The sequence below is a fragment of the Allofournierella sp. genome, from assembly GCF_017889395.1.
In the GTDB taxonomy this organism is placed as follows: Bacteria; Bacillota; Clostridia; order Oscillospirales; family Ruminococcaceae; genus Allofournierella.
Genome location: NZ_JAGHKE010000028.1, coordinates 1 through 23192 on the forward strand (window position 1 = coordinate 1; position 23192 = coordinate 23192).

At 62.1% G+C, this 23192-nt stretch carries 19 protein-coding genes and 1 tRNA gene; 13 read left to right on the forward strand and 7 right to left on the reverse strand.

What is annotated here, in order from left to right:
* From J7G73_RS04965 to galT, 9 genes are all read left to right on the forward strand, one after another.
* A partial coding sequence (locus J7G73_RS04965) for a sugar ABC transporter ATP-binding protein (RefSeq protein ID WP_291245465.1) occupies window positions 1-1095 on the forward strand: 1095 nt, incomplete at its 5' end.
* 17 nt (window positions 1096-1112) lie between these two features.
* Complete coding sequence (locus J7G73_RS04970; protein WP_058963882.1) at window positions 1113-2171, forward strand: hypothetical protein; 1059 nt, start codon at window positions 1113-1115, stop codon at window positions 2169-2171.
* A 200-nt stretch (window positions 2172-2371) separates the two neighbouring features.
* A complete protein-coding gene (locus tag J7G73_RS04975) occupies window positions 2372-3970 on the forward strand; it encodes a response regulator (protein WP_291245466.1) in 1599 nt (532 codons plus the stop codon).
* 24 nt (window positions 3971-3994) lie between these two features.
* Window positions 3995-5809: a sensor histidine kinase gene (locus J7G73_RS04980; RefSeq protein WP_291245467.1), complete on the forward strand. Its 1815-nt coding sequence runs from the start codon at window positions 3995-3997 to the stop codon at window positions 5807-5809.
* Window positions 5806-6732: a substrate-binding domain-containing protein gene (locus J7G73_RS04985; protein ID WP_291245468.1), complete on the forward strand. Its 927-nt coding sequence runs from the start codon at window positions 5806-5808 to the stop codon at window positions 6730-6732. Before J7G73_RS04980 ends, J7G73_RS04985 begins: the two co-directional genes overlap by 4 nt.
* A 160-nt stretch (window positions 6733-6892) precedes the next feature.
* Complete coding sequence (locus J7G73_RS04990; protein ID WP_291245469.1) at window positions 6893-7930, forward strand: galactose ABC transporter substrate-binding protein; 1038 nt, start codon at window positions 6893-6895, stop codon at window positions 7928-7930.
* Window positions 7931-8059: 129 nt separating this feature from the next.
* Entirely contained in the window at window positions 8060-9076 is a 1017-nt protein-coding gene (locus J7G73_RS04995) for an aldose epimerase family protein (protein WP_087292914.1), read from the forward strand.
* Window positions 9077-9105: 29 nt separating this feature from the next.
* A complete protein-coding gene (locus tag J7G73_RS05000; protein WP_291245470.1) occupies window positions 9106-10419 on the forward strand; it encodes a galactokinase family protein in 1314 nt (437 codons plus the stop codon).
* A 6-nt stretch (window positions 10420-10425) separates the two neighbouring features.
* On the forward strand, window positions 10426-11922 hold the full coding sequence (galT, locus tag J7G73_RS05005; protein WP_291245471.1) for a UDP-glucose--hexose-1-phosphate uridylyltransferase: 1497 nt from the start codon (window positions 10426-10428) through the stop codon (window positions 11920-11922).
* An 88-nt stretch (window positions 11923-12010) separates the two neighbouring features.
* On the opposite strand, the gene J7G73_RS05010 is transcribed toward galT, so the two are convergent.
* Both J7G73_RS05010 and J7G73_RS05015 read right to left on the reverse strand, forming a co-directional pair.
* Window positions 12011-12301: a chorismate mutase gene (locus tag J7G73_RS05010; protein ID WP_087292908.1), complete on the reverse strand. Its 291-nt coding sequence runs from the start codon at window positions 12299-12301 to the stop codon at window positions 12011-12013.
* A gap of 5 nt (window positions 12302-12306) precedes the next feature.
* On the reverse strand, window positions 12307-13332 hold the full coding sequence (locus J7G73_RS05015) for an aminotransferase class I/II-fold pyridoxal phosphate-dependent enzyme (protein WP_291245472.1): 1026 nt from the start codon (window positions 13330-13332) through the stop codon (window positions 12307-12309).
* Between the two features lie 186 nt (window positions 13333-13518).
* Between J7G73_RS05015 and proB the strand changes: the two genes are divergently transcribed.
* From proB to J7G73_RS05030, 3 genes are read left to right on the forward strand one after another with little or no spacing between them, the layout of a single operon-like run.
* Complete coding sequence (proB, locus tag J7G73_RS05020) at window positions 13519-14292, forward strand: glutamate 5-kinase (protein WP_291245473.1); 774 nt, start codon at window positions 13519-13521, stop codon at window positions 14290-14292.
* A 3-nt stretch (window positions 14293-14295) separates the two neighbouring features.
* A complete protein-coding gene (locus tag J7G73_RS05025) occupies window positions 14296-15552 on the forward strand; it encodes a glutamate-5-semialdehyde dehydrogenase (protein ID WP_291245474.1) in 1257 nt (418 codons plus the stop codon).
* Between the two features lie 30 nt (window positions 15553-15582).
* Window positions 15583-16467: a hypothetical protein gene (locus tag J7G73_RS05030; RefSeq protein ID WP_087292896.1), complete on the forward strand. Its 885-nt coding sequence runs from the start codon at window positions 15583-15585 to the stop codon at window positions 16465-16467.
* A gap of 85 nt (window positions 16468-16552) precedes the next feature.
* On the opposite strand, the gene J7G73_RS05035 is transcribed toward J7G73_RS05030, so the two are convergent.
* The 5 genes from J7G73_RS05035 to J7G73_RS05055 all read right to left on the reverse strand — a co-directional run bounded on the left by J7G73_RS05035 (window position 16553) and on the right by J7G73_RS05055 (window position 21598).
* Complete coding sequence (locus tag J7G73_RS05035; RefSeq protein WP_247643378.1) at window positions 16553-17329, reverse strand: HAD-IIA family hydrolase; 777 nt, start codon at window positions 17327-17329, stop codon at window positions 16553-16555.
* Window positions 17330-17561: 232 nt separating this feature from the next.
* Window positions 17562-17786 carry a hypothetical protein gene (locus tag J7G73_RS05040; RefSeq protein WP_058963870.1) on the reverse strand — a complete coding sequence of 75 codons (225 nt, stop codon included), beginning with the start codon at window positions 17784-17786 and terminating at the stop codon, window positions 17562-17564.
* A 42-nt stretch (window positions 17787-17828) separates the two neighbouring features.
* A complete protein-coding gene (locus J7G73_RS05045) occupies window positions 17829-18620 on the reverse strand; it encodes a TatD family hydrolase (protein WP_087292890.1) in 792 nt (263 codons plus the stop codon).
* Between the two features lie 10 nt (window positions 18621-18630).
* Complete coding sequence (gene metG / locus J7G73_RS05050) at window positions 18631-20622, reverse strand: methionine--tRNA ligase (protein WP_087292887.1); 1992 nt, start codon at window positions 20620-20622, stop codon at window positions 18631-18633.
* Between the two features lie 265 nt (window positions 20623-20887).
* On the reverse strand, window positions 20888-21598 hold the full coding sequence (locus J7G73_RS05055) for an amino acid racemase (RefSeq protein ID WP_291245475.1): 711 nt from the start codon (window positions 21596-21598) through the stop codon (window positions 20888-20890).
* Between the two features lie 1521 nt (window positions 21599-23119).
* Between J7G73_RS05055 and J7G73_RS05060 the strand changes: the two genes are divergently transcribed.
* Window positions 23120-23191, forward strand: a tRNA-Glu gene (locus J7G73_RS05060).
* Window position 23192: the final 1 nt, after the last annotated feature.

The following is a 23192-nucleotide window of genomic DNA, read 5'->3' on the forward strand; positions in this document are numbered from 1 at the left end:
AACCCCAAGGCCATCATGTCCACCCTGCCGGTTTCCCAGCGGCAGATGGTGGAGATCGCCAAGGCGGTTTCCTACAACTCCAAGATCATCGTGTTCGACGAGCCCACCTCTTCGCTGACCGAAACGGAAGTGGAGCATCTGTTCCGCATCATCAACATGCTGCGGGACAAGGGCTGCGGCATCATTTATATCTCCCATAAGATGGAGGAGATCCTGCGCATCAGCGACGACGTGACCATCATGCGGGATGGTCAGTGGGTGGCGACCCGCCCCGCCAAGGAGCTGACCATGGACGAGATCATCCGCCTGATGGTGGGCCGCGAGCTGACCAACCGCTTCCCTGAGAAGACCAACAAGCCCGGCGACGTGATCCTGGATGTGCAGCACATTTCGGGCAAATACACCCGCCTGAAGGACGCCACCTTCCAGCTGCGCAAGGGCGAGATCCTGGGCATCGCCGGTCTGGACGGCTCCGGCCGCACCGAGGTGCTGGAGAACCTGTTCGGCGCCATGACCCGTGAGGGCGGCACCATCACCCTGCACGGCAAGCCCATCCGCAACCGTACCCCCAAGGAGGCCATCAAAAACGGCTTCGCGCTGCTCACCGAGGAGCGGCGGGCCACCGGTATCTTCGGCATCCGGGACATCAAGGAAAACACCGTGATCTCCAGCCTGAAGGATTATCTTGTGGGCGGCTTCTACTTAAACGACAAAAAGATGAAGGACAACACCGACTGGGCCATCCAGGCGATGCACATCAAGACCCCCAGCCAGCACACGCAGATCCGCTCGCTGTCCGGCGGCAACCAGCAGAAGGTCATTCTGGGCCGGTGGCTGCTCACCAAGCCCGAGATCCTGCTGCTGGACGAGCCCACCCGCGGCATCGACGTGGGCGCGAAATACGAGATCTATCAGCTGATCATCGATCTTGCCAACGAGGGCAAGGGCGTTATCATGGTCTCGTCGGAAATGCCCGAACTTCTGGGCGTGTGCGACCGGATTCTGGTCATGTCCGGCGGGCAGGTAGCCGGTGAGGTGGACGCCCGCACCACCACTCAGGAAGAGATCCTGACCCTGGCTGCCAAGTATGTGTAAAGAGGAGGAACCGACCCATGAGTAATTCCACCAAGGAACTTGCGCTGAAAACAAAGTCCATCACCCCCAAGCAGGTGGGCAACGCGCTGTTGAACAACGCCCTCATCATCATCATGCTGCTGGTGGCCGCATACGTGGCCGTGACCCAGCCTTCCTTCCTGGCTCCCAACTCGCTGATCAACCTGCTGTCTCTGACGGCGGCTTATCTGCCCGTTGCGCTGGGCATCGCCGGATGCATCGTGCTCACCGGTACCGACCTGTCCGCCGGCCGTGCGGTAGGCATCACCGCCTGTGTGGCGGCCTCCCTGCTGCAGGCCACCGACGCGGCCAATAAGATGTGGCCCAACATCGGCACCCTGCCCATCCCCCTGGTCATCCTGATCGTTGTGGCCATCGGTGCGGCCATCGGCGCCTTCAACGGCTTCTTCGTGGCCAAGTTCAAGCTGCATCCCTTCATCGTTACCCTGGCTACCCAGCTGATCCTCTACACCATCCTGCTGCTGTACGTCCAGCAGGGCAACAACAAGGGCATGGCCATCTCCGGTCTGTCCGCCGAGTACCGCAACTTCGTTGTGGGCAACCCCCCGCTGCTGAGCTTCGGCAACATCCAGATCCCCAACTACGTGATCTACGCGGTGCTGCTCACCATCCTCATGTGGTTCATCTGGAACAAGACCACCTTCGGTAAGAACATGTTCGCTCTGGGCGCCAACGAAGAGGCTGCCCGCGTTTCCGGCGTAAACGTATTCGCCACCACCATCGCCGTGTTCGCCCTGGCGGGCGCCATGTACGGCTGGGCCGGCTTTGTTGAGTCCGCCCGTATCGCTTCCAACACTGCCAACACCGGCGTGAACTACGAGCTGGACGCCATCGCGGCCTGCGTCATCGGCGGCGTATCCTTCGTAGGCGGCATCGGTAAGATCAGCGGCATCGTGATCGGCGTTATCATGCTGCGCCTGATCTTCGTGGCTCTGCCGCTGGTGGGCATGGACCAGAACCTGCAGTACGCCATCAAGGGCGGCATCATCCTGTTCGCCTGCGCGCTGGATATGCGGAAATATCTGGTCAAGAAATAATCCTTTTGTGCACACACCGCCGGGCCGCTCCGACCCGGCAGGAAAGGGGCGGCTGTCCGGTAAAACGGGCGGCCGCCCTTTTTCCGTTTATAATGGAAGGGCAGCCAGATCCTGCCAAATATGATATACTGTTCTAAGGCGGCACCGCACAATTTCGGGTGACGCCCTGAGCAAGAGAAACAATCTCTGGAGGAAAGAAAATGGACGGATACCGCATCCTTTTGGTGGATGACGAGGAAGAGCTGCGGGCGGGCATCCGCCGCCGCATCGACTGGGCGGCGATGGGCTTTGTGCTGGCCGGGGAGGCCGCCAACGGCCAGGACGCATTGGAGCTGGCCGAGCAGCTGCGGCCGGACGTGGTGCTCACCGACATCAAAATGCCCTTTATGGACGGCCTCACCCTCTGCCGCCGCCTGAAGCAGCAGCTGCCCGCGGTGCGGCTGGTGATCTTTTCCGGCTTCGACGAGTTCGACTATGCCCGGCAGGCCATCGGCATGAATGTGTTTGAATACCTGCTCAAGCCCATCACCTCGGTGGAGCTGAGCGATGTGCTGGTGCGCCTGAAGCGGGATATGGACGAGGAGCGGGTGCGCCGTCAGGACATGGAAAAGCTGCGCCGCAGCTACGAGGAAAACCTGCCGGTGCTGCGCGGGCTGTTCTACACCCGGCTGCTGGGCGGTCAGCTGAAGCCCGGCCAGATCATGGAGCGTGCCGCCCGCTATGAGATCGAGATTTCCGGCAAAAGCTGGGCGGCGGCCCGGGTGCATGTGAGCAATCTGGGCGACGACCCGGACGAGCTGATCCTGCTGTCGCTGCAGAATTTCTTTGTGGAAAATACCGAGCTGCCCGGCTGCCAGCTGCACTGGTGTCTGTACGACGATGACCTGGCGGTGATCGCCGCCTTTGAGGGCGAGGCCGCGGTGTATGACCTGCTGCGGGAGCTGGAGCGGGTGCGCGCTCTGGCCGAGACCCTGCTGGGGCTGCGGCTCACTGTGGGCGTGGGCCTGGCGGTGGAGACGCCGGGCCAGCTGGCCGCGTCGGTTCAGGGGGCCAAAAGCGCGCTGGACTACCGGTCCATTCTGGGGCCGGGGAGAACCCTGTACATCGGGGATCTGGAGCCCCGGGGCGCGGCGGCGCTGCCCTTCGACGCGGCGGCCGAGCGCCAGCTGGTGAATGCGGTGAAGCTGGGTACCCCGGAAAAGGTGCGCCGGTTCACCCAGGGCTGGCTGAGCCAGGCAAAGAGCGACAGCTCCATGAGCCAGATGCAGTGCTTCTTTCTGGAGCTGGTGGTCTGCCTGATGCGGCTGGCCCGGGAGGCGGAGATCCCCCAGGAGGAGGTGTTCGGCCCGGGCTTCACCGGCGCGGTGCGCATCTCGGATTTTAGCGGCCCGGAGCAGCTGGGCAGCTGGGTGGAGGAGCGCTGCCTGCACCTGCAGGAGCTGCTGCGCCGCCAGCGCAGCTACGCCGCTGCCCGCACGGTGGACAAGGCCCGGGAATTCATCGCCGAGAACTTTTCCAACAGCGACCTCTCGGTGGAGATGCTCTGCGATCATCTGCATCTTTCCCCGGCCTATTTCTCCACCATGTTCAAGCGGGAGACCGGCATGAGCTTCACCGCCTATGTGACCAAGGTGCGCATGGAGGCCGCCGCCGAGCGGCTGCGCGCCAGCGAGGAAAAGACCTATCTGATCGCCGAACAGACCGGTTATCTGGACCCGAACTATTTCAGCTACGTGTTCAAGCGGTACTTCGGCACCAGCCCCTCCAAATACCGGGCCGCGGGCCAGCAGGGGCAGTAATTTCAACGAAAAGGGGGGCAGCCTATGCTGCTTCGGGCGCTTCGGGAGCTGCGGGGCCGGTTCTCCCGCTCCTATGAACGAATGAGCATCCAGCGGGTCATCTCGCTCACCTTCACGGCGGTGGCGGTGGCGGGCGCGCTGTTCATCGGTCTTTCCATCACCCTGCGGTATTCGGCGGTGAACCAGAAGATGCAGGCGCAGGCCAGCCAGCAGGTGCTGGCTCAGGTGAACCTCTCGCTGGACAACCACCTGCGCCGGATCATGCGGGTGTCGGACACGGTGTATTACCGGCTTTTGAAAAACGCCGATCTGGCCGAGGGCCTTCCCACCCAGAGCCTGTCGCTGCTGTATGAGGAAAACCGGGACTCGCTGGTTTCCATCGCGGTGTTTGACTCCAAAGGTCAGCTGGTCACGGCGGCCCCGCTTTCCGAGCTGAAGGCCAGTGCCGACCCGGCGGGGCAGGAATGGTTTTCCACCGCTCTGGGCCAGATCGAGAACGTGCACTTTTCCACCCCTCACGTGCAGAATCTGTTCCAGACCGCGGACGGCAGCTACCATTGGGTGATCTCGCTGAGCCGTCAGGTGGAATTGACCCGAGGCGGCGCCAGCGAGAGCGGCGTGCTTCTGGTGGACATGAGCTTTTCCGGGGTGGAGCAGATCTGCCGCAATGCCAGCATCGGTATGGACGGCTACCTTTACATCGTGGACGCAAACGGCGAGCTGATCTACCATCCCCGCCAGCAGCTGATCTACGCGGGCCTTGCCCAGGAGAACAACCTGGAGGCCGCCGCCCTCAGCGACGGCACCCACTGGGAAAACTTTCAGGGGGAGCGGCGGCAGGTGACGGTGAAAACCGTGGGCTATACCGGCTGGAAGCTGGTGGGCGTGGTGCCGGTGCAGGGTCTGGCGGTGACCACCGCCCAGTTCGTGCTGTTTGCGGCTTCTGTGCTGCTCTTTTCCATCTTCCTGTTGGTGTTCGTGAACGGGCGGCTCTCCGCCCACATCGCCGAGCCCATCCGCCGCTTGGAGCAGGCGGTGCGCCAGACCGGCCGGGGCGGCGAGATGCCCCAGGTGCCCGAGGAGGGCTGCTACGAGGTGCGCCGGCTGGAGCACTCCATCCGGTCCATGGTGTCCACCATGCGGCATCTGATGGACGATGTGATCCAGCAGGAGGAGGACAAGCGCCGCAGCGAGCTGGAGGTGCTGCAGTCCCAGATCAACCCCCATTTTCTGTATAACACGCTGGACTCGGTGATCTGGCTCACCGAAAGCGGCCGCTACGAGGATTCCATCCGCATGGTCACGGCGCTGGGGCGGCTGTTCCGCATCTCGCTGAGCCGGGGCAAGCGGGTCATCCCGCTGGACAGCGAGCTGGACCACGCGGGCTACTACATGACCATCCAGCGCATCCGCTACAAGAACAAATTCACCTTTGAAATTATCCGGGAAACCGACACCGCCGGCCTTTACTGCCTGAAGCTGATCATCCAGCCCCTTCTGGAAAACGCCATCTATCACGGCATGGCCGCCGAGGACGACGACGGCCGCATCACCGTGCGCCTGTGGCGGGAAGGGGAGGACATCTACATCGATGTGACCGACAACGGTCTGGGCATGCCGCCGGAGGTGGCGGCCAGCCTGCTGGACGAGAGCCGCCCGTTGCCCGCCAAGGGCTCGGGCATCGGGGTGCGCAACGTGCACCGGCGCATTCAGCTGGCCTACGGGCCCGGGTACGGGCTGGAGTTCCACAGCGAGCCGGATGAGGGCACCACCGCCCGCATCCATCTTCCGGTGCTGACCCAGCCGGAGGAGGGCACAGGGAAGGAGGCAGGGCGATGAAGCAGAAAGGATACCGGGCCTGGCAGATGATCGTGCTGGGCCTGCTGGCCGCTGCCATGGTGGTGAGTCTGATGATCCCCGAATCGCTGCTCAGCCCGCCCGGCCCGGGACGGGTGGAGATCTCCATCCTGCTGCGCCAGGGCGACAGCGGGGTCTTTTCCACCGCCCGGCAGGGCATGGAGCAGGCTGCCGAGGACCTGGGTGCCGAGCTGCGCTTTCTGACGGTAGAGGCAGAGGGCGGCGGCATCAGTCAGGTGGAGCTGCTGCGCCGTCAGGCGGACATGGATGTGGACGCGGCGGTGGTCATCCCGGCGGACTGCGCGGCGCTGGAGCAGCTGCTGGACAGCTGGCAGGGCCTGCCGGTGGTCACGCTGGAATCCCGGGCGGAGGGCGCCCGGGCCTTTGTGGGCACCGACGACGAAGCAGTGGGCCGGATGCTGGCCCGGCAGGTGGCCGCAAGCTGCCCGACCTCCGGCCGGGTGCTGCTGGTCAATGCCTTCCCCGGCTGCGCGGGCCCGGCCCGGCGGCTGGAGAGTGCAAAAGCTGAGCTGGAGGCGGCGGGCTTTGCGCCTGAGGTCTGCGATGAACTCATGGCGGAAGCGCTGGAGGGTGCCGCCGCGGTGCTCTGCTTCGAGCCGGTGCGTCTGGAGCAGGCCGCCGCGCTGGCGGCTCAGCGGGAAGACCGGCCGCTGGTGTACGGGGCGGGGGTATCCGCCTCGGTGGTGGCCTCGCTGGAAAACGGCGGCATTGCGGCGGCGGTCGCCTGGAGCGATTACGCGGCGGGCTACCTGGCGGTGAGCCAGGCGGCGGCAGCTGCCCGGGGCGAACCGGTGGAAAGCCAGACCCTGCCCGTGACCCTGGTGAAGGAAGGAGAAACCTATGACAAGGATCATCAAAAGCTGCTCTACCCGGTTTTTTCGTAAGGCAACACCGCATAATTCACGCCCCGAGGCTCAGGCGGCGTATCGCGCCAAAAATTTCCGCGATATTTTCCAAAAATGCTCGCCAATCCACAAAGGATTGGCTGCGCTTTTTGGTTCATCTCGCAAAAAATTTTTCCGGCACGCTCCACCACCTGGAATTATGCGGTGCTGCCTTAAGGGGCTGAGCCTGCTGCTGGCGGCGGCGCTGCTGGCAGCCTGCGGCAGCACCCGGGCGGCTCAGCCACGTACCCTGCGGGTGGGCGTGGCGGTGTATCTGCAGTCCGACACCTTCATCAGCACACTGGTGAAGGAGCTGGAAAAGCTGGCCCAGGCCCGGGAAAGCACCGAGAACATCAAGATCAATCTGAATGTGGTGGACGGCCGGGGCTCCCAGCTCACCCAGACCGAGCAGATCGACCGGCTCATCGCGCTGGATTACGACGTGCTGTGTGTGAACATCGTGGACCGCACCAGCACCGCCCAGCTGATCGACAAGGCCAAGGAGGCGGACATCCCGGTGATCTTCTTCAACCGGGAGCCGGTGGCCGAGGACCTGCACCGCTGGGAAAAGGTGTATTACGTGGGTGCCAAGGCGGAGGAATCCGGCGTGCTGCAGGGGCAGATCCTGCTGGACCGCTGGCTCAACGGCGACCCGCCGGTGGACAAAAACGGCGACGGGGTGATGCAATATGTGATGCTGGAGGGCGAGCCCGGCCATCAGGATGCCATGCTGCGCACCGAGTACGCGGTGCAGACCCTCACCGGTGCGGGCGTGACGGTGGAGAAGCTGGCGGGCGACACCGCCAACTGGGACCGCAGCCAGGCCTCTGCCCGGATGAGCAGCTGGCTGGAGCAGTTCGGCAGCGCCATCGAGGTGGTGATCTCCAACAACGACGATATGGCCCTGGGGGCCATCGACGCCTGCCAGGACCTGGGCCTGACCGAAGAAGAAATGCCGGTGGTGGTGGGTGTGGACGCCACCGCCCCGGCGCTGGAGGCGGTGCGGGAGGGTACCCTCTGCGGCACGGTGCGCAACGACGCGGCGGGCATCGCCCGGAGCATGCTGGACCTGGCGCTGACGCTGGAAAACGGCGAGGACCCGGCGGCCAGCCTGGAGCTGACCGATGGCCAATACATCTGGCTGCCCTACCAGCGGGTGACCCTGAGGGAGCTGGAGGCAGGCCGTGCCGGGGTTTGAACGATTCGCCCATTCCATGGAATTTTGTATCGATTTTCAAAAAGGATATAGGAATCCAAAAAACAATTCGTTATAATTTAAGCAGGAAAATCTGTTCGTAAAATTGGACAAAGAAAGGACTTTTGTTGCATGAAAATCACAACGAGAGAGTTTGGCACCACCAAAAGCGGTGAGGCGGTGCAGTGTGTTCGCATGGAGCATGACAGCGGCATTGTGGCGGAAGTTCTGAACTACGGCGCGATTCTGCGGGCGGTCTGGGTGCCCACAGCCAACGGCCCGGTTCAGGTTGCCAGAGGCTACGAGACGCTGGAGGAATACGAGGCGGGCGATGCCTATCTGGGCGCCGTGGTGGGCCGCTGCGCCGGGCGCATCGCAAAGGGCCGTTTTGTGCTGAACGGCCGGGAGTACCAGCTGCCCTGCAACCAGAACGGAAACCATCTGCACGGCGGCATCAAGGGCTTTGACCGCTATGTGTGGGATGTGCAGATGCTGCCCAAAAACCGGGGCGTGCGGTTTTTCCGCCGGTCCGAGGATGGCGAAGAGGGCTATCCCGGCGCGGTGGAGGTGAGCGCCACCTATCTGTTTGAGGAGGACGGCGCGCTGACTTTGCGCTTTGACGCACTGGCGCTGGACGATACCATCCTGTCCATGACCCATCACGGCTACTGGAATCTGGAAGGGGAGGGCAGCACCAGCGTGGCCGGTCAGCTGTTCAGCACCCCGGCGGACTGCTTTGCCGAGATCGGCGAGGGTTCCATCCCCACCGGTCAGCTGATCCCCACCGCCGGCACCCCCTTCGACTTCGCCGCCCCTGCGGCTCTGGGCGAGCGCTGGGAGCAGGATCATCCCCAGCTGGCGGCGGCCAGCGGCTTCGACCACACCTTCCTGGTGCCGGGCAAGGGCCTGCGGCCCATGTGCCGTCTGGAGTGCCCCGCCAATGGAATTTCGCTGCAGGTAAGCGCCACCCTGCCGGGCATCCATCTGTACACCGCCAACTTCCTGAAGCCGGTGGCGCGCAGTGCGGCGGCGCTGGAATGCCAGTTCATCCCGGATGCGCCCAACCATTCCCGGTTCCCTTCCATTGAGCTGCCGAAGGGCAAACGCTGGGAACATCAGATCCAATACCGCTTTGCCCCTCTGGCATGAGCGTTACGATTACAGGAGGAGAAACGAAGATGCAGAACATGGAAAAATTTTTGCAGGCAGTAAGCCAGGGCAAGTACGACGAGCGCCTGCGCCGTCTGTACGTATTTCACGATACCGCCGAGGAGCTGGAAGCAGCCCGCGCCAAGGTGAGCCATGTGATCGAGGGCTTTGAAAAGGCCTTCCCCGGCATGGATTGCACCGGCGCCGCGGTGTTCAGCGGCCCCGGCCGCACCGAGATCGGCGGCAACCACACCGACCATCAGCACGGCTGCGTGCTGTGCGGCAGCGTGAACATGGACATTCTGGCCTGCGTGGTGCCCACCAATGACAGCGTGGTGAAGGTGGTCAGCGAGGGCTACCCCGCTCTGACCATCGATCTGAACGATCTGAGCATCCATTCCGAGGAGGTCAACACCTCCGCCGCCCTGATCCGCGGCGTGGCCGCCGGTGTGGCCAGGGAGGGCTTTGCCCTCAAGGGCTTCTGCGCCTATGTGAGCAGCACCGTTCCCGGCGGCTCCGGCCTGTCCTCCTCTGCGGCTTACGAGATTCTGGTGGGCAACGTGTTCAATCGGTTCAGCTGCGACGGCAAGCTGGACGCGGTGAAGCTGGCCCAGATCGGCCAGTACGCCGAGCGGGAGTACTTCGGCAAGCCCTGCGGCCTGATGGACCAGGCAGCCAGCTCCATCGGCGGCGTGGTGGCCATCGATTTCAACGATCCCAGCCAGCCGGTGATCCGCAAGGTGGACTACGACCTGGCCCGCTCCGGCTACCAGCTGTACATCATCGACACCCGCTCCTGCCATGCGGACCTGACCGACGACTACGCGGGCATCACCCAGGAGATGGGTGCCGTGGCCGCCTTCTTCGGCCAGAAGGTCCTGCGTGAGGTGGACGAGGCCGAGTTCTACGCCGCCATTCCCGCAGTGCGCGAGAAGCTGGGCGACCGGGCAGTGCTGCGCGCCATGCACTTCTTCGCCGAGAACAGCCGCGCCCAGGCTCAGGCCAAGGCTCTGGACGAGGGCGACATGGAGGGCTTCCTGGCTCTGGTTCGCGCTTCCGGACGTTCCTCTTCCGAGCTGCTGCAGAACATCTGGTCTGTGGCTGCGCCCGCTCAGCAGGCGGTGACCCTGTCGCTGGCGCTGGCCGAAAAGGCCCTGGGCGGCCGGGGCGCTGTGCGCGTGCACGGCGGCGGCTTCGCGGGCACCATTCAGGCCTTCGTTCCCCAGGATCTGGAGCAGAGCTTTGTGTCTTCTCTGGAAGCCGTTCTGGGCGAGGGCGCATGCCACGCGGTATCGGTGCGGCCGGAGGGCGGCTGCATGGTAATGAGCAGCGAGGAGGAATGAGCGAAAATGACAGTGGAACAGGCAATTGCCAGCCTGGTGGAGTATGGGCTGGAAAAACAACTGATCGAGCCTTGTGAGAAGGTATGGGCAACCAACGGGATTCTGGCCGCTCTGCGGCTGGACACCCTGGAGGAGGCCGAGCCGGTGAAGGATGTGCCTCTGGCCCAGATCCTGAACACCCTGCTGGACGACGCGGCCAGCCGCGGCGTGATCGACGGCGAGTCCATCACCCAGCGGGATATTCTGGACACCGCCCTGATGGCGGTGCTCACCCCCCGGCCCAGCCAGGTGATCCGCACCTTTGAGGAGAAGTACGCCGCAAGCCCGGAGCAGGCCACCGACTGGTACTATCGCTTCTCCCAGGACACCAACTACATCCGCACCGACCGGATTGCCAAGGACCTGCACTGGACCACCGACACCGAGTACGGCGCGCTGGACATCACCATCAACCTGTCCAAGCCGGAAAAGGACCCCAAGGCCATCGCGCTGGCAAAGTCCATGCCCCAGAGCGGCTACCCCAAGTGCCAGCTCTGCGTGGAGAACGAGGGCTACGCAGGCCGGATGGACCATCCCGCCCGCGGCAACCACCGGATGATCCCCATGACCGTATGCGGGGAACAGTGGATGCTGCAGTACTCCCCCTATGTGTACTACAACGAGCACTGCATCGCGCTGAACGCGGCCCATGTGCCCATGAAGATCGACCGCAGCTGCTTCGACAAGCTGCTGGACATCGTGACCCGGTTCCCCCACTACTTTGTGGGCTCCAACGCGGACCTGCCCATCGTGGGCGGCTCCATTCTGGCCCACGAGCACTTCCAGGGCGGCCGCTGCCTGTTCCCCATGGAGGCCGCTCCCGTGGAGCAGGAGGTCACCTTTGCCGGCTTTGAGGATGTGAAGACCGGCATCGTGAAGTGGCCCATGTCGGTGCTGCGTCTCACCGGCCCGGACAAGGAGCGCATCGCCCAGCTGGCCGAGAAGATTCTGGCTGCCTGGCGCGGCTACACCGATGAGGCCGCCTTTGTCTTCGCTGAGACCGACGGCGTGCCCCACAACACCATCACTCCCATCGCCCGCCGCCGCGGCGCGGACTACGAGATGGATCTGGTGCTGCGCAACAACATCACCACCGAGAAGTATCCTCTGGGTGTGTACCATCCCCATGCCGAGCTGCATCACATCAAGAAGGAGAACATCGGCCTGATCGAGGTAATGGGCCGCGCCGTGCTGCCCGCCCGCCTGAAGGAGGAGCTGGCTCTGGTGGCAGAGATGCTGGAGAGCGGCGCCGACCTGACCGCCGACGAGCGCACCGCCAAGCACGCTGAGTGGGCCGAGGACATCCGCCGCCGTCATGGCGCCTTCGCCAAGGGCGAGGCCTGGCCGGTGGTGCAGAAGGAGACCGGCATGGTCTTCTCCAAGGTGCTGGAGCACGCAGGCGTTTACAAGCGGGACGAGGAGGGCCGTGCGGCCTTCCTGCGGTTCGTGGCCAGCCTGAGCTGAGTTCCTGAACGCATAACAACGCATAACAAAAAACGCTGTACCCCGGTTTTTGGGGGTACAGCGTTTTTTTTTGTTCTGCTGCGAAGCGTTATTCTTCGGCCTTGCTGCGGTCGATGATCTCCTGCTGCATGGCGCGGGAAACCGCCATCACCGCCCGGAAAAAATCCCCGGTGTAGCCCTGCATGGCCTCGGGGGCGCGGGCTGCGGCCCGGTCGATCACCGCCTGCTCCCGCTCGGGCTGCAGCACCTGCATGCCCCGCTCCAGCTTGTAGCGGGCCACCTGCTCCACGATCTCCATCCGCTGCAAAAACAGCGCGGTGAGCTGGCTGTCCACCTCGTCGATACGACCGCGCAGCTGGTTCAGATCCAGTTGTTCCATGGCGCTTACTCCTTTGCGTTTGCCAGAGCGGTGAGGAAGGCCTCCACCGCCTCGGGCTTGGTGGCCCAGCTGGTCACCAGACGGATCTCGGTGTGGTCCGCGTCCGGCCGGGAGGTGACCTCCCAGTGGAAGTCGTTCTTCAGCTGGTCCAGCACCCGGTTGGGCAGAACGGGGAACTGCTGGTTGGAGGGGCTGTCCGACCCAAAGGCATAGCCCAGGGCGGAAATGCCCTCCTTCAGCTTCATGGCAAGGCCGTTGGCGTGCTCGCCTACCTCAAAATACAGCCCATCGCAGAACAGCTCCTCGAACTGGATGCCCAGCAGCCAGCCCTTGGCCAGCATGCCGCCGTGCTGCTTGATGATGTAGCGGAAATCCGGCTTCAGGGCCGGGTTCAGGATGCACACCGCCTCACCGAACAGTGCGCCGTTCTTGGTGCCGCCGATGTAGAAGGCATCGCACAGACGGCCCAGATCGGTCAGGGAAGCGCCGCCAGCGGCCAGTGCGCTGGAAAGACGGGCGCCGTCCAGATAGAGATACAGGCCCAGCTCGTCGCACACGGCCCGCAGTGCCTCCAGCTCGGCGGTGGTGTACACGCCGCCGGTCTCGGTGGTGTTGCTCACGTAGACCAGCTTGGGCTTCACCATGTGCTCGTCCGGATGGGCGGCCACCGCGGCGCGCACCGCGTCCGGGGTCAGCTTGCCGCCCGGTGCGGCGGGCATGGCGATGCACTTGTGGCCGGTGGCCTCAATGGCGCCGGTCTCGTGCACGCAGATGTGGCCGCTGGCGGCGGCGATGGCCGCCTCGTGGGGCCGCAGGAAGGCGCACAGGCAGGTGGCGTTGGTCTGGGTGCCGCCCACCAGAATGTGCACGTCCGCGTCCGGCCGACCGATAGCGGCGCGGATCAGCTCATGGGCGTGCTTGGAATGAGGGTCGGTGGAGTAGCCGAAGTTGCCCTCCAGGTTGGTGCGGACCATGGCCTCCAGAATGCGGGGGTGAGCGCCCTCGCTGTAATCATTGGTAAAACGATACATCTTTGCAAACCTCGCTTTTACGGCAGCATTGCGCTGCCGCTGGAATGGAATAAACTATCTTTTATCATACCATTTTTTCACAGAATGTCCACTGCATGTCGTTTGTTTTTAAGGCGGCTTTATGGTATACTCTATTTTGTATCAGTATGTTATGCGGCGCGTCGCGCTGCCCAAAGGAGAAACACAATGAAAGCAGTAGTCAAGGTGGGTACCTCCACGCTGGCCCATTCCACCGGCCGGCTGAACATCCGCCACATCGAGGAGCTGTGCAAGGTGCTCAGCGATCTGAAAAACGCCGGGCACGAGATCATCCTGGTGTCCAGCGGAGCCATCGGCATGGGCGTGGGCAAGCTGAGCCTGCCCGACCGCCCGGCGGATATGCCCACCAAGCAGGCCGCGGCCTCGGTGGGCCAGTGCGAGCTGATGTATACCTACGACAAGCTGTTCACCGAATACAACCACACCGTGGGCCAGATCCTCATCACCGGCGAGGATGTGGAGCACCCGGAGCGCAGCGTGAACCTGAAAAACACGCTGAGCCGCCTGCTGGAGCTGGGGGCGCTGCCCATCGTGAACGAGAACGACACCGTGTCCACCACCGAGATCGCCCTGGGCGACAATGACACCCTGGCGGCAATTCTGGCCCGCAGCGTGAAGGCGGACCTGCTGGTGCTGCTCAGCGACATCGACGGCCTGTTCACCGCCGACCCCCACAAGGACCCGAATGCAAAGCTGCTGAGCGTGGTGGAAGAGCTTACCCCCGAGATCGACGCTCTGGGCGGCGGCAAGGGCTCCAGCCTGGGCACCGGCGGCATGACCACCAAGCTGCGGGCGGCGCACATCGCCACCGAGGCCGGAGTGGAAATGGTCATCGCCAACGGCGCGGCCCCGGCGGTGCTGTATGATATCTTTGAGGGCGCCCCGGTGGGCACCCGGTTCCTTGCCCGGAAGGAGGCATAACCAATGACCACGCTGGAGATCGTCCGCGCCGCGCGCGGGGCGAAGAATGCGCTGATGCTGGCTTCGGCCCAGCAGAAGAACCAGGCCCTGCTGGCCATGGCCGACGCGCTGGAGGACCAGTGCGCCGCCATCCTGAAGGCCAACGAGGCGGACCTGGAAAATGCCCGGGGCACCGTGCCGGATGTGATGCTGGACCGGCTGCGCCTCACCGAGGAACGGGTGGCGGGCATGGCCCGGGGCATCCGGGAAGCAGCCGTCCTGCCGGACCCGGTGGGCCGGACGCTCAGCGAGGAAACACGTCCCAATGGTCTGGTGCTGCAAAAGGTCACCGTGCCCATGGGCGTGATCGCCATCATCTACGAAAGCCGGCCCAATGTGACCAGCGATGCAGCGGCCCTGGCCCTGAAAAGCGGCAGCGCCTGCGTGCTTCGGGGCGGCAAGGAGGCCTTCCGGTCCAACAACGCCATTGTGGAGGCGCTGCGGGCGGGCCTGCGGAGTGTGGGGCTGCCCGCCGAGCTGGTGAGTCTGGTGCAGGATACCAGCCGTGCCAGCGCCACCGAGCTGATGAAGGCCTCCGGTCTTGTGGATCTTTTGATCCCCCGGGGCGGCGCGGGCCTGATCCGGGCCTGTGTGGAAAACGCCACCGTGCCCTGCATTCAGACCGGCACCGGTATCTGCCACATCTATGTGGACAAGGCCGCCGACCTGGACATGGCTTTGAATATTGTGGAGAACGCCAAGACCAGCCGCCCCTCGGTGTGCAACGCCGCCGAGGTCTGCCTGGTACACAGGGACATTGCCCCCGCGTTTCTGCCCCGGCTGCGCCAGCGGCTGGTGGACGAGCGGCAGGCAAAGGGCCTGGAGCCGGTGGAGCTTCGGCTGGATAAAGCCGCCGCAGCGCTCATTCCCGGCACCCCGGCGGGCGAGGCGGACTTCGACACCGAGTTCCTGGCCTACACACTGGCGGTGGCAGTGGTGGAGGATGTGCAGGAGGCCATCCGCCACATCGAGGCCCATTCCACCGGCCACAGCGAATCCATCGTGACCGGCGATGAAGCCGCTGCCGCGGCCTTCACTGCAGGGGTGGACAGCGCGGCCGTATATGTGAACGCATCCACCCGCTTCACCGACGGCGGCGAGTTCGGCCTGGGCTGCGAGATGGGCATCTCCACCCAGAAGCTGCACGCCCGCGGTCCCATGGGCCTGGCCGAGCTGGTGAGCTACAAGTACATCATCCGGGGAAACGGGCAGGTTCGCTGACCGCCCGCACCCAAAGGAAGGAGAGCGATTATGGCAAATTCCATTACCAAAGAAGAACACGAGCGCAACAAACGCCGTCGGTTCCGGCAGCTGCTGGGAGCGGGGCTCTGCCTGCTGATTCTGATCGGCGCGTTCAACGTGCTGGCTGCGGCAGTGAGCGGCGTTGCCGCCCTGTTCGACGATACCGACAAAAAGCTGGAATATGAAGCCCGGCTGCAGACCCTTGTGATGTTTGACCCGCTGCCTTTCCCCAGCCTGGACCAGATGGACGATTCCACCGCCGCCCTGGTGAAGGAAAGCGCGATCTGGTCGGCGCTGTACACCGCCCAGCAGAGCAGCACCGGGCTGGACAACTACCAGCGTGACCCGGACACCGATGCCCTCATCATGCCCGCGGTGGATGTGGACGCGGCGATCGCCGCCCTCTACGGCCCGGACTACAAGATCACCCACGGCAGCTTTGACGGCGTGGACATGAGCTACATCTATCTGGAGGAGCAGCAGGGTTACCTGATCCCGGTCACCAGCCAGATGGGTCTGTACACCCCCAAGGTGGAGCAGCTGAAAAAGCAGGACGGCAAGCTGCGGGTCACCGTGGGCTATGTGCCCACCCCGGCGCTGAGCGGCGACTACAGCATGTCCACCCCCAGCGAGCCCACCAAGTATATGGATTATATCTTTGAGAAGAACGGCCGCACCTGGTACCTGACCGCGCTGGAGACCAGCGAGATGAAGCCGGCGGCCAGCAGCACCACCACGGCCTCCCAGCCCACCGAGGATGCGGTGGGGCCGGAGTTTGACCCCACCAGCGCCATTGCCGGCAACGCCGACAGTGCCCTGCTGCAGGGCGGCGACAGCCAGCAGGCGGATTCCGCCGCCACCGACGAGAACGGCGAGACCACCGAAGAGGGCTGAGCCCCCCTCGTTACACCACAAGCAAAAAAGCCCCGCATGGTTTGAGCAAAACCATGCGGGGCTTTTTCTGTGTTGCTGCGTGTGCTTACGGGGTGGGGATGTCGCCCACGCCGGAGAGCACCAGCCGGGGCCGGAAGGGGAACTGTTCCAGATCCTCCCGGCGGGTCACGCCGGAAAGCACCAGCGCGGTGTCCATGCCGGACTCGATGCCCGCGATCATGTCGGTGTCCATCCGGTCACCGATGATCACGGTGTCCTCCGAGTGCACGCCCAGCAGCCGCAGGCCGGTGCGCATCATCAGAGGGTTGGGCTTGCCCACAAAATAGGGGGTCTTGCCGGTGGCGGCCTGAATGGGAGCCACAAGACTGCCGCAGGAGGGGACCACGCCATCCTCGGCCGGGTCCACCAGATCGCTGTTGGTGGCCACCAGCTTGGCACCCCGATTCACAAAATTGATGGCCTTTACAATGTGCTCATAGCCGTAGTTTTGGGTCTCGCCCACGATTACAAATTCCGGGTCCACGGTGTTGATGGTGATGCCCGCGTCATACAAAGCGTTCATCAGTCCGTGGTCGCCGATCACATAGGCGCTGCCGTTAGGCGACTGGCTCTGGATGAAGCTGGCGGTGGCCAGAGCGCTGGTGTAAAAATGGCTCTGATCCACATCCAGGCCCATGCGGGCCAGCTTCTGCTGGTACTCCTTGGGCGAAATATCGCTGGAATTGGTCAGAAACAAAAAGTTCTTGTTCTCCCGGTACAGCCAATCCACGAATTCCTTCACGCCGGGCAAAAGCCGGTTGCCGTGATAGATCACACCGTCCATATCGCAGATAAAGCCTTTTTTGCTGCGCAGCTGTTCCAAAATAACATGCCTCCTCGGTGAAATGCCCGCTCCGGCGGGGAGCAGCAGAGTGCCGGCGGGCGAATTGAACATGATTCGTATCTATTGTACTCTGGAATGTTCCCCGGCGCCAGTGCCAAATCATAAAATGCATAAAATTCGGCAGAAGATACAGAAAATTCACTTCGGAAGGAAAAACAGCAAAAAAACGCCCCGGCTCCCTGTGGGAGTCGGGGCGAAAGCAGGCAGATGCTCAGCGCAGCTCGATGGTGTAATCGAAGCCGTACTCGGCCTTCAGGGCGTCCACCTTGTCCTGGCAGTCCTCGATGAAGGTGGGGGTGTAAACGCTCTTGCCCTCCTTTTTGTAGTCCTCCAGGATCTGGTTCAGCTTGCCCCAGGCCTCGTCCTGACGGGCCTGATCCATATCCTCGGGGAAGGAGATCAAAAATTCACGGTGCTTGGGAATACGAGCTTTCATAGTTCTGGTTCCTCCTGAAATTGGGTTGTTTGGTGGTGTATGTTACACGCCGAACAGCCGTTTGGCGTTTTCGGTGGTAGCGGCGAAGATCACATCCGGTGCAACGCCCCGGACTTCGGCCAGAAATTCGCCGGTGTGGGCGATCAGCCCGGAATCACAGCGCCTGCCCCGGCAGGGCTCCGGCGCCATGTAGGGGCAGTCGGTCTCCAGCAGGATACGCTCCAGAGGCAGCGCGGCCGCGGCCTTCACCGCCCGCTTGGCTCCCTTGAAGGTGAGTGCTCCGCCAAAGCCGATGTACATGCCCTGCTCAGCCAAAATCAGCGCGTCCTCGGCGCTGCCGGAAAAGCAGTGCACCACACCCTTGGGCTTATACTGCTTCAAAAGGGCGTATACGTCCGCGTGAGCCTGCCGGTCGTGCACGATGATGGGCTTGTCCAGCTCCAGTGCCAGCTTCAGATGGGCCTCGAACAGGGCCAGCTGGGCCTCCTTGGGGATGGGCCAGTGGTAGTCCAGCCCGCATTCGCCCACGGCCACCGCCTTGGGATGATCGAAGAGGGGCCGGATGGCCTCCAGCTCCGCCGCCCAGTCGCCGCCGAAGCGGGTGTTGGTGGAGGCATCCTCCTCGATGATGCTTTCCGGGTGGATGCCCAGTGCTGCATAAAGATACGGGTACTGGTCGGCCAGGGCCAGGCAGGCGCGGCTGGTATCGTAATCGGTGCCGCAGTCCACCACGCCCACCACACCCCGGCCGGGCAGCTCGCCCAGCAGGGTGTGGCGATCCTCGTCAAACTGGTGGCTGGTGTAGTGTGCGTGGGTGTCAAAAATGGAGTACATGCGTTTCTCCTCAGTGGATGGCGCTGCCGGGCTTCACGTCGTCCGGGAAGAAGACAACAGAAGCGCCGCCGTCCGGCATGTCGGCTGCCATGACCATGCCCTCGCTCACGTACTTGCCCTTCAGCATGGGCCGGGGAGCCAGGTTCACCACAACGCCCACGTTGCGGCCGATCAGGTCCTCGGGCTTGTACCACTTGGCAATGCCGGAGAGGATGGTGCGCTCCCGCTCGCCGTCGAACAGGCTCAGCTTCAGCAGCTTCTTGCTCTCCTTCAGGTTCTCGCAGGCGATCACCTTGGCCACACGCAGCTCCACCTTGCAGAAGTCGTCGAAGGAGATCTCGGGCAGATGCTCGATGGGCTCGGCAGCCTCGTCCACAGCGGGAGCGGCGGCAGCCTTGGCGGCTTCCTCCTCGGCGGCCTTGCGCTTGGCCTCCTGCTCGGCAGCCAGCTCAGCCAGCTCCTTGGCAGCGTCGATGCGGGGGAACAGGGCCTCGCCCTTGTGTACGGTGTACTCGGTGCGGGCGCCGAAGGTGAGCGCGTCGAAGGTCAGCTCGCTCTCGGAAAGGCCCAGCTGCTCGGCCATCTTGCCGGTGGTGTTGGGCAGGAAGGGGGTGAGCAGGATGGCGCTCATGCGCAGGGACTCGCACAGGTTGTACAGCACCATGGCCAGACGGTCCTTGTTGGCCTCGTCCTTGGCCAGAGCCCAGGGAGCGGTCTCGTCGATGTACTTGTTGGCGCGCTGGATGGCCTTGAAGATCTCCTGAGTAGCCTGGGGAATCAGCAGGTCGTCCATGCAGGCGGTGACCTTGGCGGGCATGGCGTTCACGGTGTCCATCAGGTCCTGGTCGAAGTCGCCGGCCTGACGCTGGGCGGGCAGGGTGCCGCCGAAGTATTTCTCGATCATGGCCACGGTGCGGCTGAGCAGGTTGCCCAGGTCGTTGGCCAGGTCGGAGTTGATGCGGCTGATCAGCGCCTCGTTGGAGAAGATGCCGTCGTTGCCGAAGGGGATCTCACGCAGCAGGAAGTAGCGGATGGCGTCCACGCCGTAGCGCTCGCACAGAACAACCGGGTCCACCACGTTGCCCTTGGACTTGCTCATCTTGCCGCCGTCCAGCAGCAGCCAGCCGTGGCCGAACACGCGGCCGGGCAGGGGCAGGTCCAGCGCCATCAGCATGGCGGGCCACAGGATGGTGTGGAAGCGCAGGATCTCCTTACCCACCATGTGGATGGTGGCGGGCCAGAACTTGTCGTAGTCGGAGTACTTCTCGTTGCCGTAGCCCAGTGCGCTGATGTAGTTGCTCAGCGCGTCCACCCACACGTACATGGTGTGCTTGGTGTCAAAGGGAACGGGGATGCCCCAGGGCACAGTGGTGCGGGAAACGCAGGTGTCCTGCAGGCCCTGGTTGATGAAGGAGATCATCTCGTTTTTCCGGCTCTCGGGCTGGATGAACTGGGGGTTCTCCTCATACAGCTTCAGCAGGCGGTCGGCGTACTTGCTGGTCTTGAAGAAGTAAGCCTCCTCCTCCGCGTCGTATACCTCGCGGCCGCAGTCGGGGCACTTGCCGTCCACCAGCTGGCTGTCGGTCCAGAAGCTCTCGCAGGGCTTGCAGTAGTGGCCCTTGTAGACGCTCTTGTAGATGTCGCCCTGGTCATACAGCTTCTGGAAGATCTTCTGGCAGCTCTCCATGTGGTAGTCGTCGGTGGTGCGGATGAACCGGTCGTAGCTGATGTCCAGCAGCTTCCACAGGTCCTTGACGCCGCCTTTGCCCTCCACGATCTCGTCCACGTACTGCTTGGGGGTCACGCCCTTGGCAGCGGCCTTGTCCTGGATCTTCTGGCCGTGCTCGTCGGTGCCGGTGAGGAACATCACGTCCTTGCCCTGCATCCGCTTGAAGCGGGCCAGCGCGTCGCAGGCCACGGTGGTGTAGCTGTGGCCGATGTGCAGCTTGTCGCTGGGGTAGTAGATGGGGGTGGTAATGTAGTAGGTGTTGTTCTGGCTCATTTTCTTCTATCCTTTCATAACGGGGCCGCGAATGGAACGGTCCCGGAATTTACGGGCAATCCCGCCTGGGGCGGTCTTGTCTTTGGTGTTTAAGGCGATACTGCATAATTCCAGGTGGTGGAGCGCGCCGGAAAATTTTTTGCGGAATGAACCAAAAAGCACAGCCAATCCTTGGTGGATTGGCGAGCATTTTTGGAAAATTCCACGGAAAATTTTGGCGCGATGCGCCGCCTGAGCCCTTGGGCGTGAAGTGTGCGGTGTTGCCTTAAAACCCGATGGGGGTTTTGCCGCAGGCCAGCAGGGTCTCCTCGGCCAGCACCTCGGTGCTGTCGATGAAAAAGCTGTCCAGCCCTTCGTCCCGCTTGATGAGCGAAAGCTCGGTGCAGCCCAGCACCGCCTTTTCGCAGCCGGCGGCCCGCAGCTCGTCGGCAATTTCCATGAAGAGCTTCATGTCGGCCCGCTGGCCCTTTTTGATCTGGTCGTAGATGATGTTCATCAGCTGGGTCTGGCGGGGCAGGGAAGGGATGGCAAAATCGATGCCCTCGGCCCGGCACATTCGCTGGTAGGTGCAGCTGCCCACGGTGCCGCTGGTGGCCAGGATGCCCAGCCGGGTGCAGCCCTGGGCCTTGGCGTGCTGTACGGTCAGGCGCACCATGTTCAGAATGGGCACCGGCAGGCTGCGGGCCAGCCGGTCGTAGAAATAGTGGGCGGTGTTGCAGGGAATGGCCAGGATGGTGGCCCCGTACTTCACCAGCATTTCCGCGTCCCGCTCCATCTGGGCGAAGGGATCGTTCTCGCTTTCGCCCAGAATGTAGGCGGTGCGGTCCGGGGTGGAGGCCCGGCTGGAGATCACAATGTCCAGATGATCCTGATCGCGCTGGGCAGGGGTATGCTCGGTGAGCATCTGGTAAAAGTATACCGTGCTCATGGGGCCGAGCCCACCCAAAATACCCAAAACGGGATGTTCGTTCTGCATGGCCTGGTTCCACGCTCCTTTGCTCAGATTGGCAGGCGGAAAACGACGCCTGCAATTTTCTTATTATAGCACCTTTGCATCCTTAATACAATTACAAGCCGCGCGGCGCGGCAGGGAAAACGACCGGCAAAATGCAACAAAAAACCGCGGGATGCCGGACACGGCACCCCGCGGAAAGTCATTCAGTACATTGGTCTGCCCTCGATTTAGATGGATTTAAAACGCTTCATCAATACGACTTTCTCGTCATACATATCGATTCACGTTCCTTTGCCATATACCGGCAGGCTTTGTCGCTTCACATTGCCTGCATCCCTGGTGGTGGTCTACGGGCAAACATTCAGCACATTGGCGTTATCCTCATTTCGTACGATTTGATGAATTCAAATTTCAAAGCGCCTTGAAATGGTACGCGAAATATTGCTTAGTACATTGGACTCAAAGCCTCTTCTGGTTTGATTCGGATGAAAAGAAACATATCAAAAAAGGATTTCTACCGTTTATTGCTCTGGTTTGCTGGTGATCAAAGCCGTTTACTTGGATGGATTCGGTCGAATGCGTCTTGTGGTTCCGTTACGGTTGTTCGGCTTCCATGGTTTAAAAGAGGTTGCAGACAAGACCTAAACTCAACTTTTATTTCCTTGGTGCGAAGTGATTCAGAACACTCGCATCGCTCTTGCTCCATACCAGGCTGAATACCAATTCCTCACATCAAACGATGCATTTACCGTTTTTGGTATGATCCATCGGGATCAAATCCACTTTCGGTTTTTTTATAAAAAACTGCTTGTGGGCAGGGATGGGATCTACACGCTATTTGAATCTTGTTCCGAAAATCCAAAACCTTTTTGGTGGTCGCCTTCCGGTTTTTTGCTGTGGCGGAAAATTCTTTTTTGAATCATTCACGTTCGATCTGCGGTTTTTTCCGATCCATCGATCCAAGAAATACCGGATCAATTGTTCCTCTGATTCATTTTTGAATCCTGCGTTCCAGCTTGGCCTTTGGCATTCAAGAAATCATCTTGCTGTGAAAAAGTGATTTCGGAGATTCAGCGGCAGGTCCCATCCTGCCAAAACTGAACGGGTTCTTCAATTACCATGATGGTCCTGCGCTCCTTTCTTACCTCGTTGCGGCTCTTCCTGTTATCCTTAACAGGTTGCCTAGAGTTTCTCGACCTTGGTTTTGTGTTCCTTGGTGTGTCTATAATATACCATACAAAAAGCCCCGTGTATATTGACAAGGTGAATATACTTATGATGCATTATTTGTATAATTGTTGTATTGAAAATGGCTGGCGCTTGGTGCTATAATAAAAATGTTGGAGTGTATGGCGGCGCTGGGGCAACCGGGCGCCGCCTTTGTGCTGCCCGCCGCAGCAGGGAAGAGCGGCAGACTTATAATGTATAATATATAAAAGGGCGAGGGGCTGAAAAAAGAAATTTCAAAAAACTTCAAAAAAGTTTTGAAAATGTGTTGACAAACCGCGAGGCCCGGGGTATAATGATGAAGCTGTCAGATGTGGCCCGTTGGTCAAGCGGTCAAGACGGCGGCCTCTCACGCCGCAAACGGGAGTTCGATTCTCCCACGGGTCAC

What these genes read in the sequence shown, in the direction of transcription:
- J7G73_RS04970 (WP_058963882.1), top strand. Translation starts at nt 1,113, where the DNA reads ATGAGTAATTCCACCAAGGAACTTGCGCTGAAAACAAAGTCCATCACC.
- J7G73_RS04975 (WP_291245466.1), top strand. Translation starts at nt 2,372, where the DNA reads ATGGACGGATACCGCATCCTTTTGGTGGATGACGAGGAAGAGCTGCGG.
- J7G73_RS04980 (WP_291245467.1), top strand. Translation starts at nt 3,995, where the DNA reads ATGCTGCTTCGGGCGCTTCGGGAGCTGCGGGGCCGGTTCTCCCGCTCC.
- J7G73_RS04985 (WP_291245468.1), top strand. Translation starts at nt 5,806, where the DNA reads ATGAAGCAGAAAGGATACCGGGCCTGGCAGATGATCGTGCTGGGCCTG.
- J7G73_RS04990 (WP_291245469.1), top strand. Translation starts at nt 6,893, where the DNA reads ATGCGGTGCTGCCTTAAGGGGCTGAGCCTGCTGCTGGCGGCGGCGCTG.
- J7G73_RS04995 (WP_087292914.1), top strand. Translation starts at nt 8,060, where the DNA reads ATGAAAATCACAACGAGAGAGTTTGGCACCACCAAAAGCGGTGAGGCG.
- J7G73_RS05000 (WP_291245470.1), top strand. Translation starts at nt 9,106, where the DNA reads ATGCAGAACATGGAAAAATTTTTGCAGGCAGTAAGCCAGGGCAAGTAC.
- galT (WP_291245471.1), top strand. Translation starts at nt 10,426, where the DNA reads ATGACAGTGGAACAGGCAATTGCCAGCCTGGTGGAGTATGGGCTGGAA.
- J7G73_RS05010 (WP_087292908.1), bottom strand. Translation starts at nt 12,301, where the DNA reads ATGGAACAACTGGATCTGAACCAGCTGCGCGGTCGTATCGACGAGGTG.
- J7G73_RS05015 (WP_291245472.1), bottom strand. Translation starts at nt 13,332, where the DNA reads ATGTATCGTTTTACCAATGATTACAGCGAGGGCGCTCACCCCCGCATT.
- proB (WP_291245473.1), top strand. Translation starts at nt 13,519, where the DNA reads ATGAAAGCAGTAGTCAAGGTGGGTACCTCCACGCTGGCCCATTCCACC.
- J7G73_RS05025 (WP_291245474.1), top strand. Translation starts at nt 14,296, where the DNA reads ATGACCACGCTGGAGATCGTCCGCGCCGCGCGCGGGGCGAAGAATGCG.
- J7G73_RS05030 (WP_087292896.1), top strand. Translation starts at nt 15,583, where the DNA reads ATGGCAAATTCCATTACCAAAGAAGAACACGAGCGCAACAAACGCCGT.
- J7G73_RS05040 (WP_058963870.1), bottom strand. Translation starts at nt 17,786, where the DNA reads ATGAAAGCTCGTATTCCCAAGCACCGTGAATTTTTGATCTCCTTCCCC.
- J7G73_RS05045 (WP_087292890.1), bottom strand. Translation starts at nt 18,620, where the DNA reads ATGTACTCCATTTTTGACACCCACGCACACTACACCAGCCACCAGTTT.
- metG (WP_087292887.1), bottom strand. Translation starts at nt 20,622, where the DNA reads ATGAGCCAGAACAACACCTACTACATTACCACCCCCATCTACTACCCC.
- J7G73_RS05055 (WP_291245475.1), bottom strand. Translation starts at nt 21,598, where the DNA reads ATGCAGAACGAACATCCCGTTTTGGGTATTTTGGGTGGGCTCGGCCCC.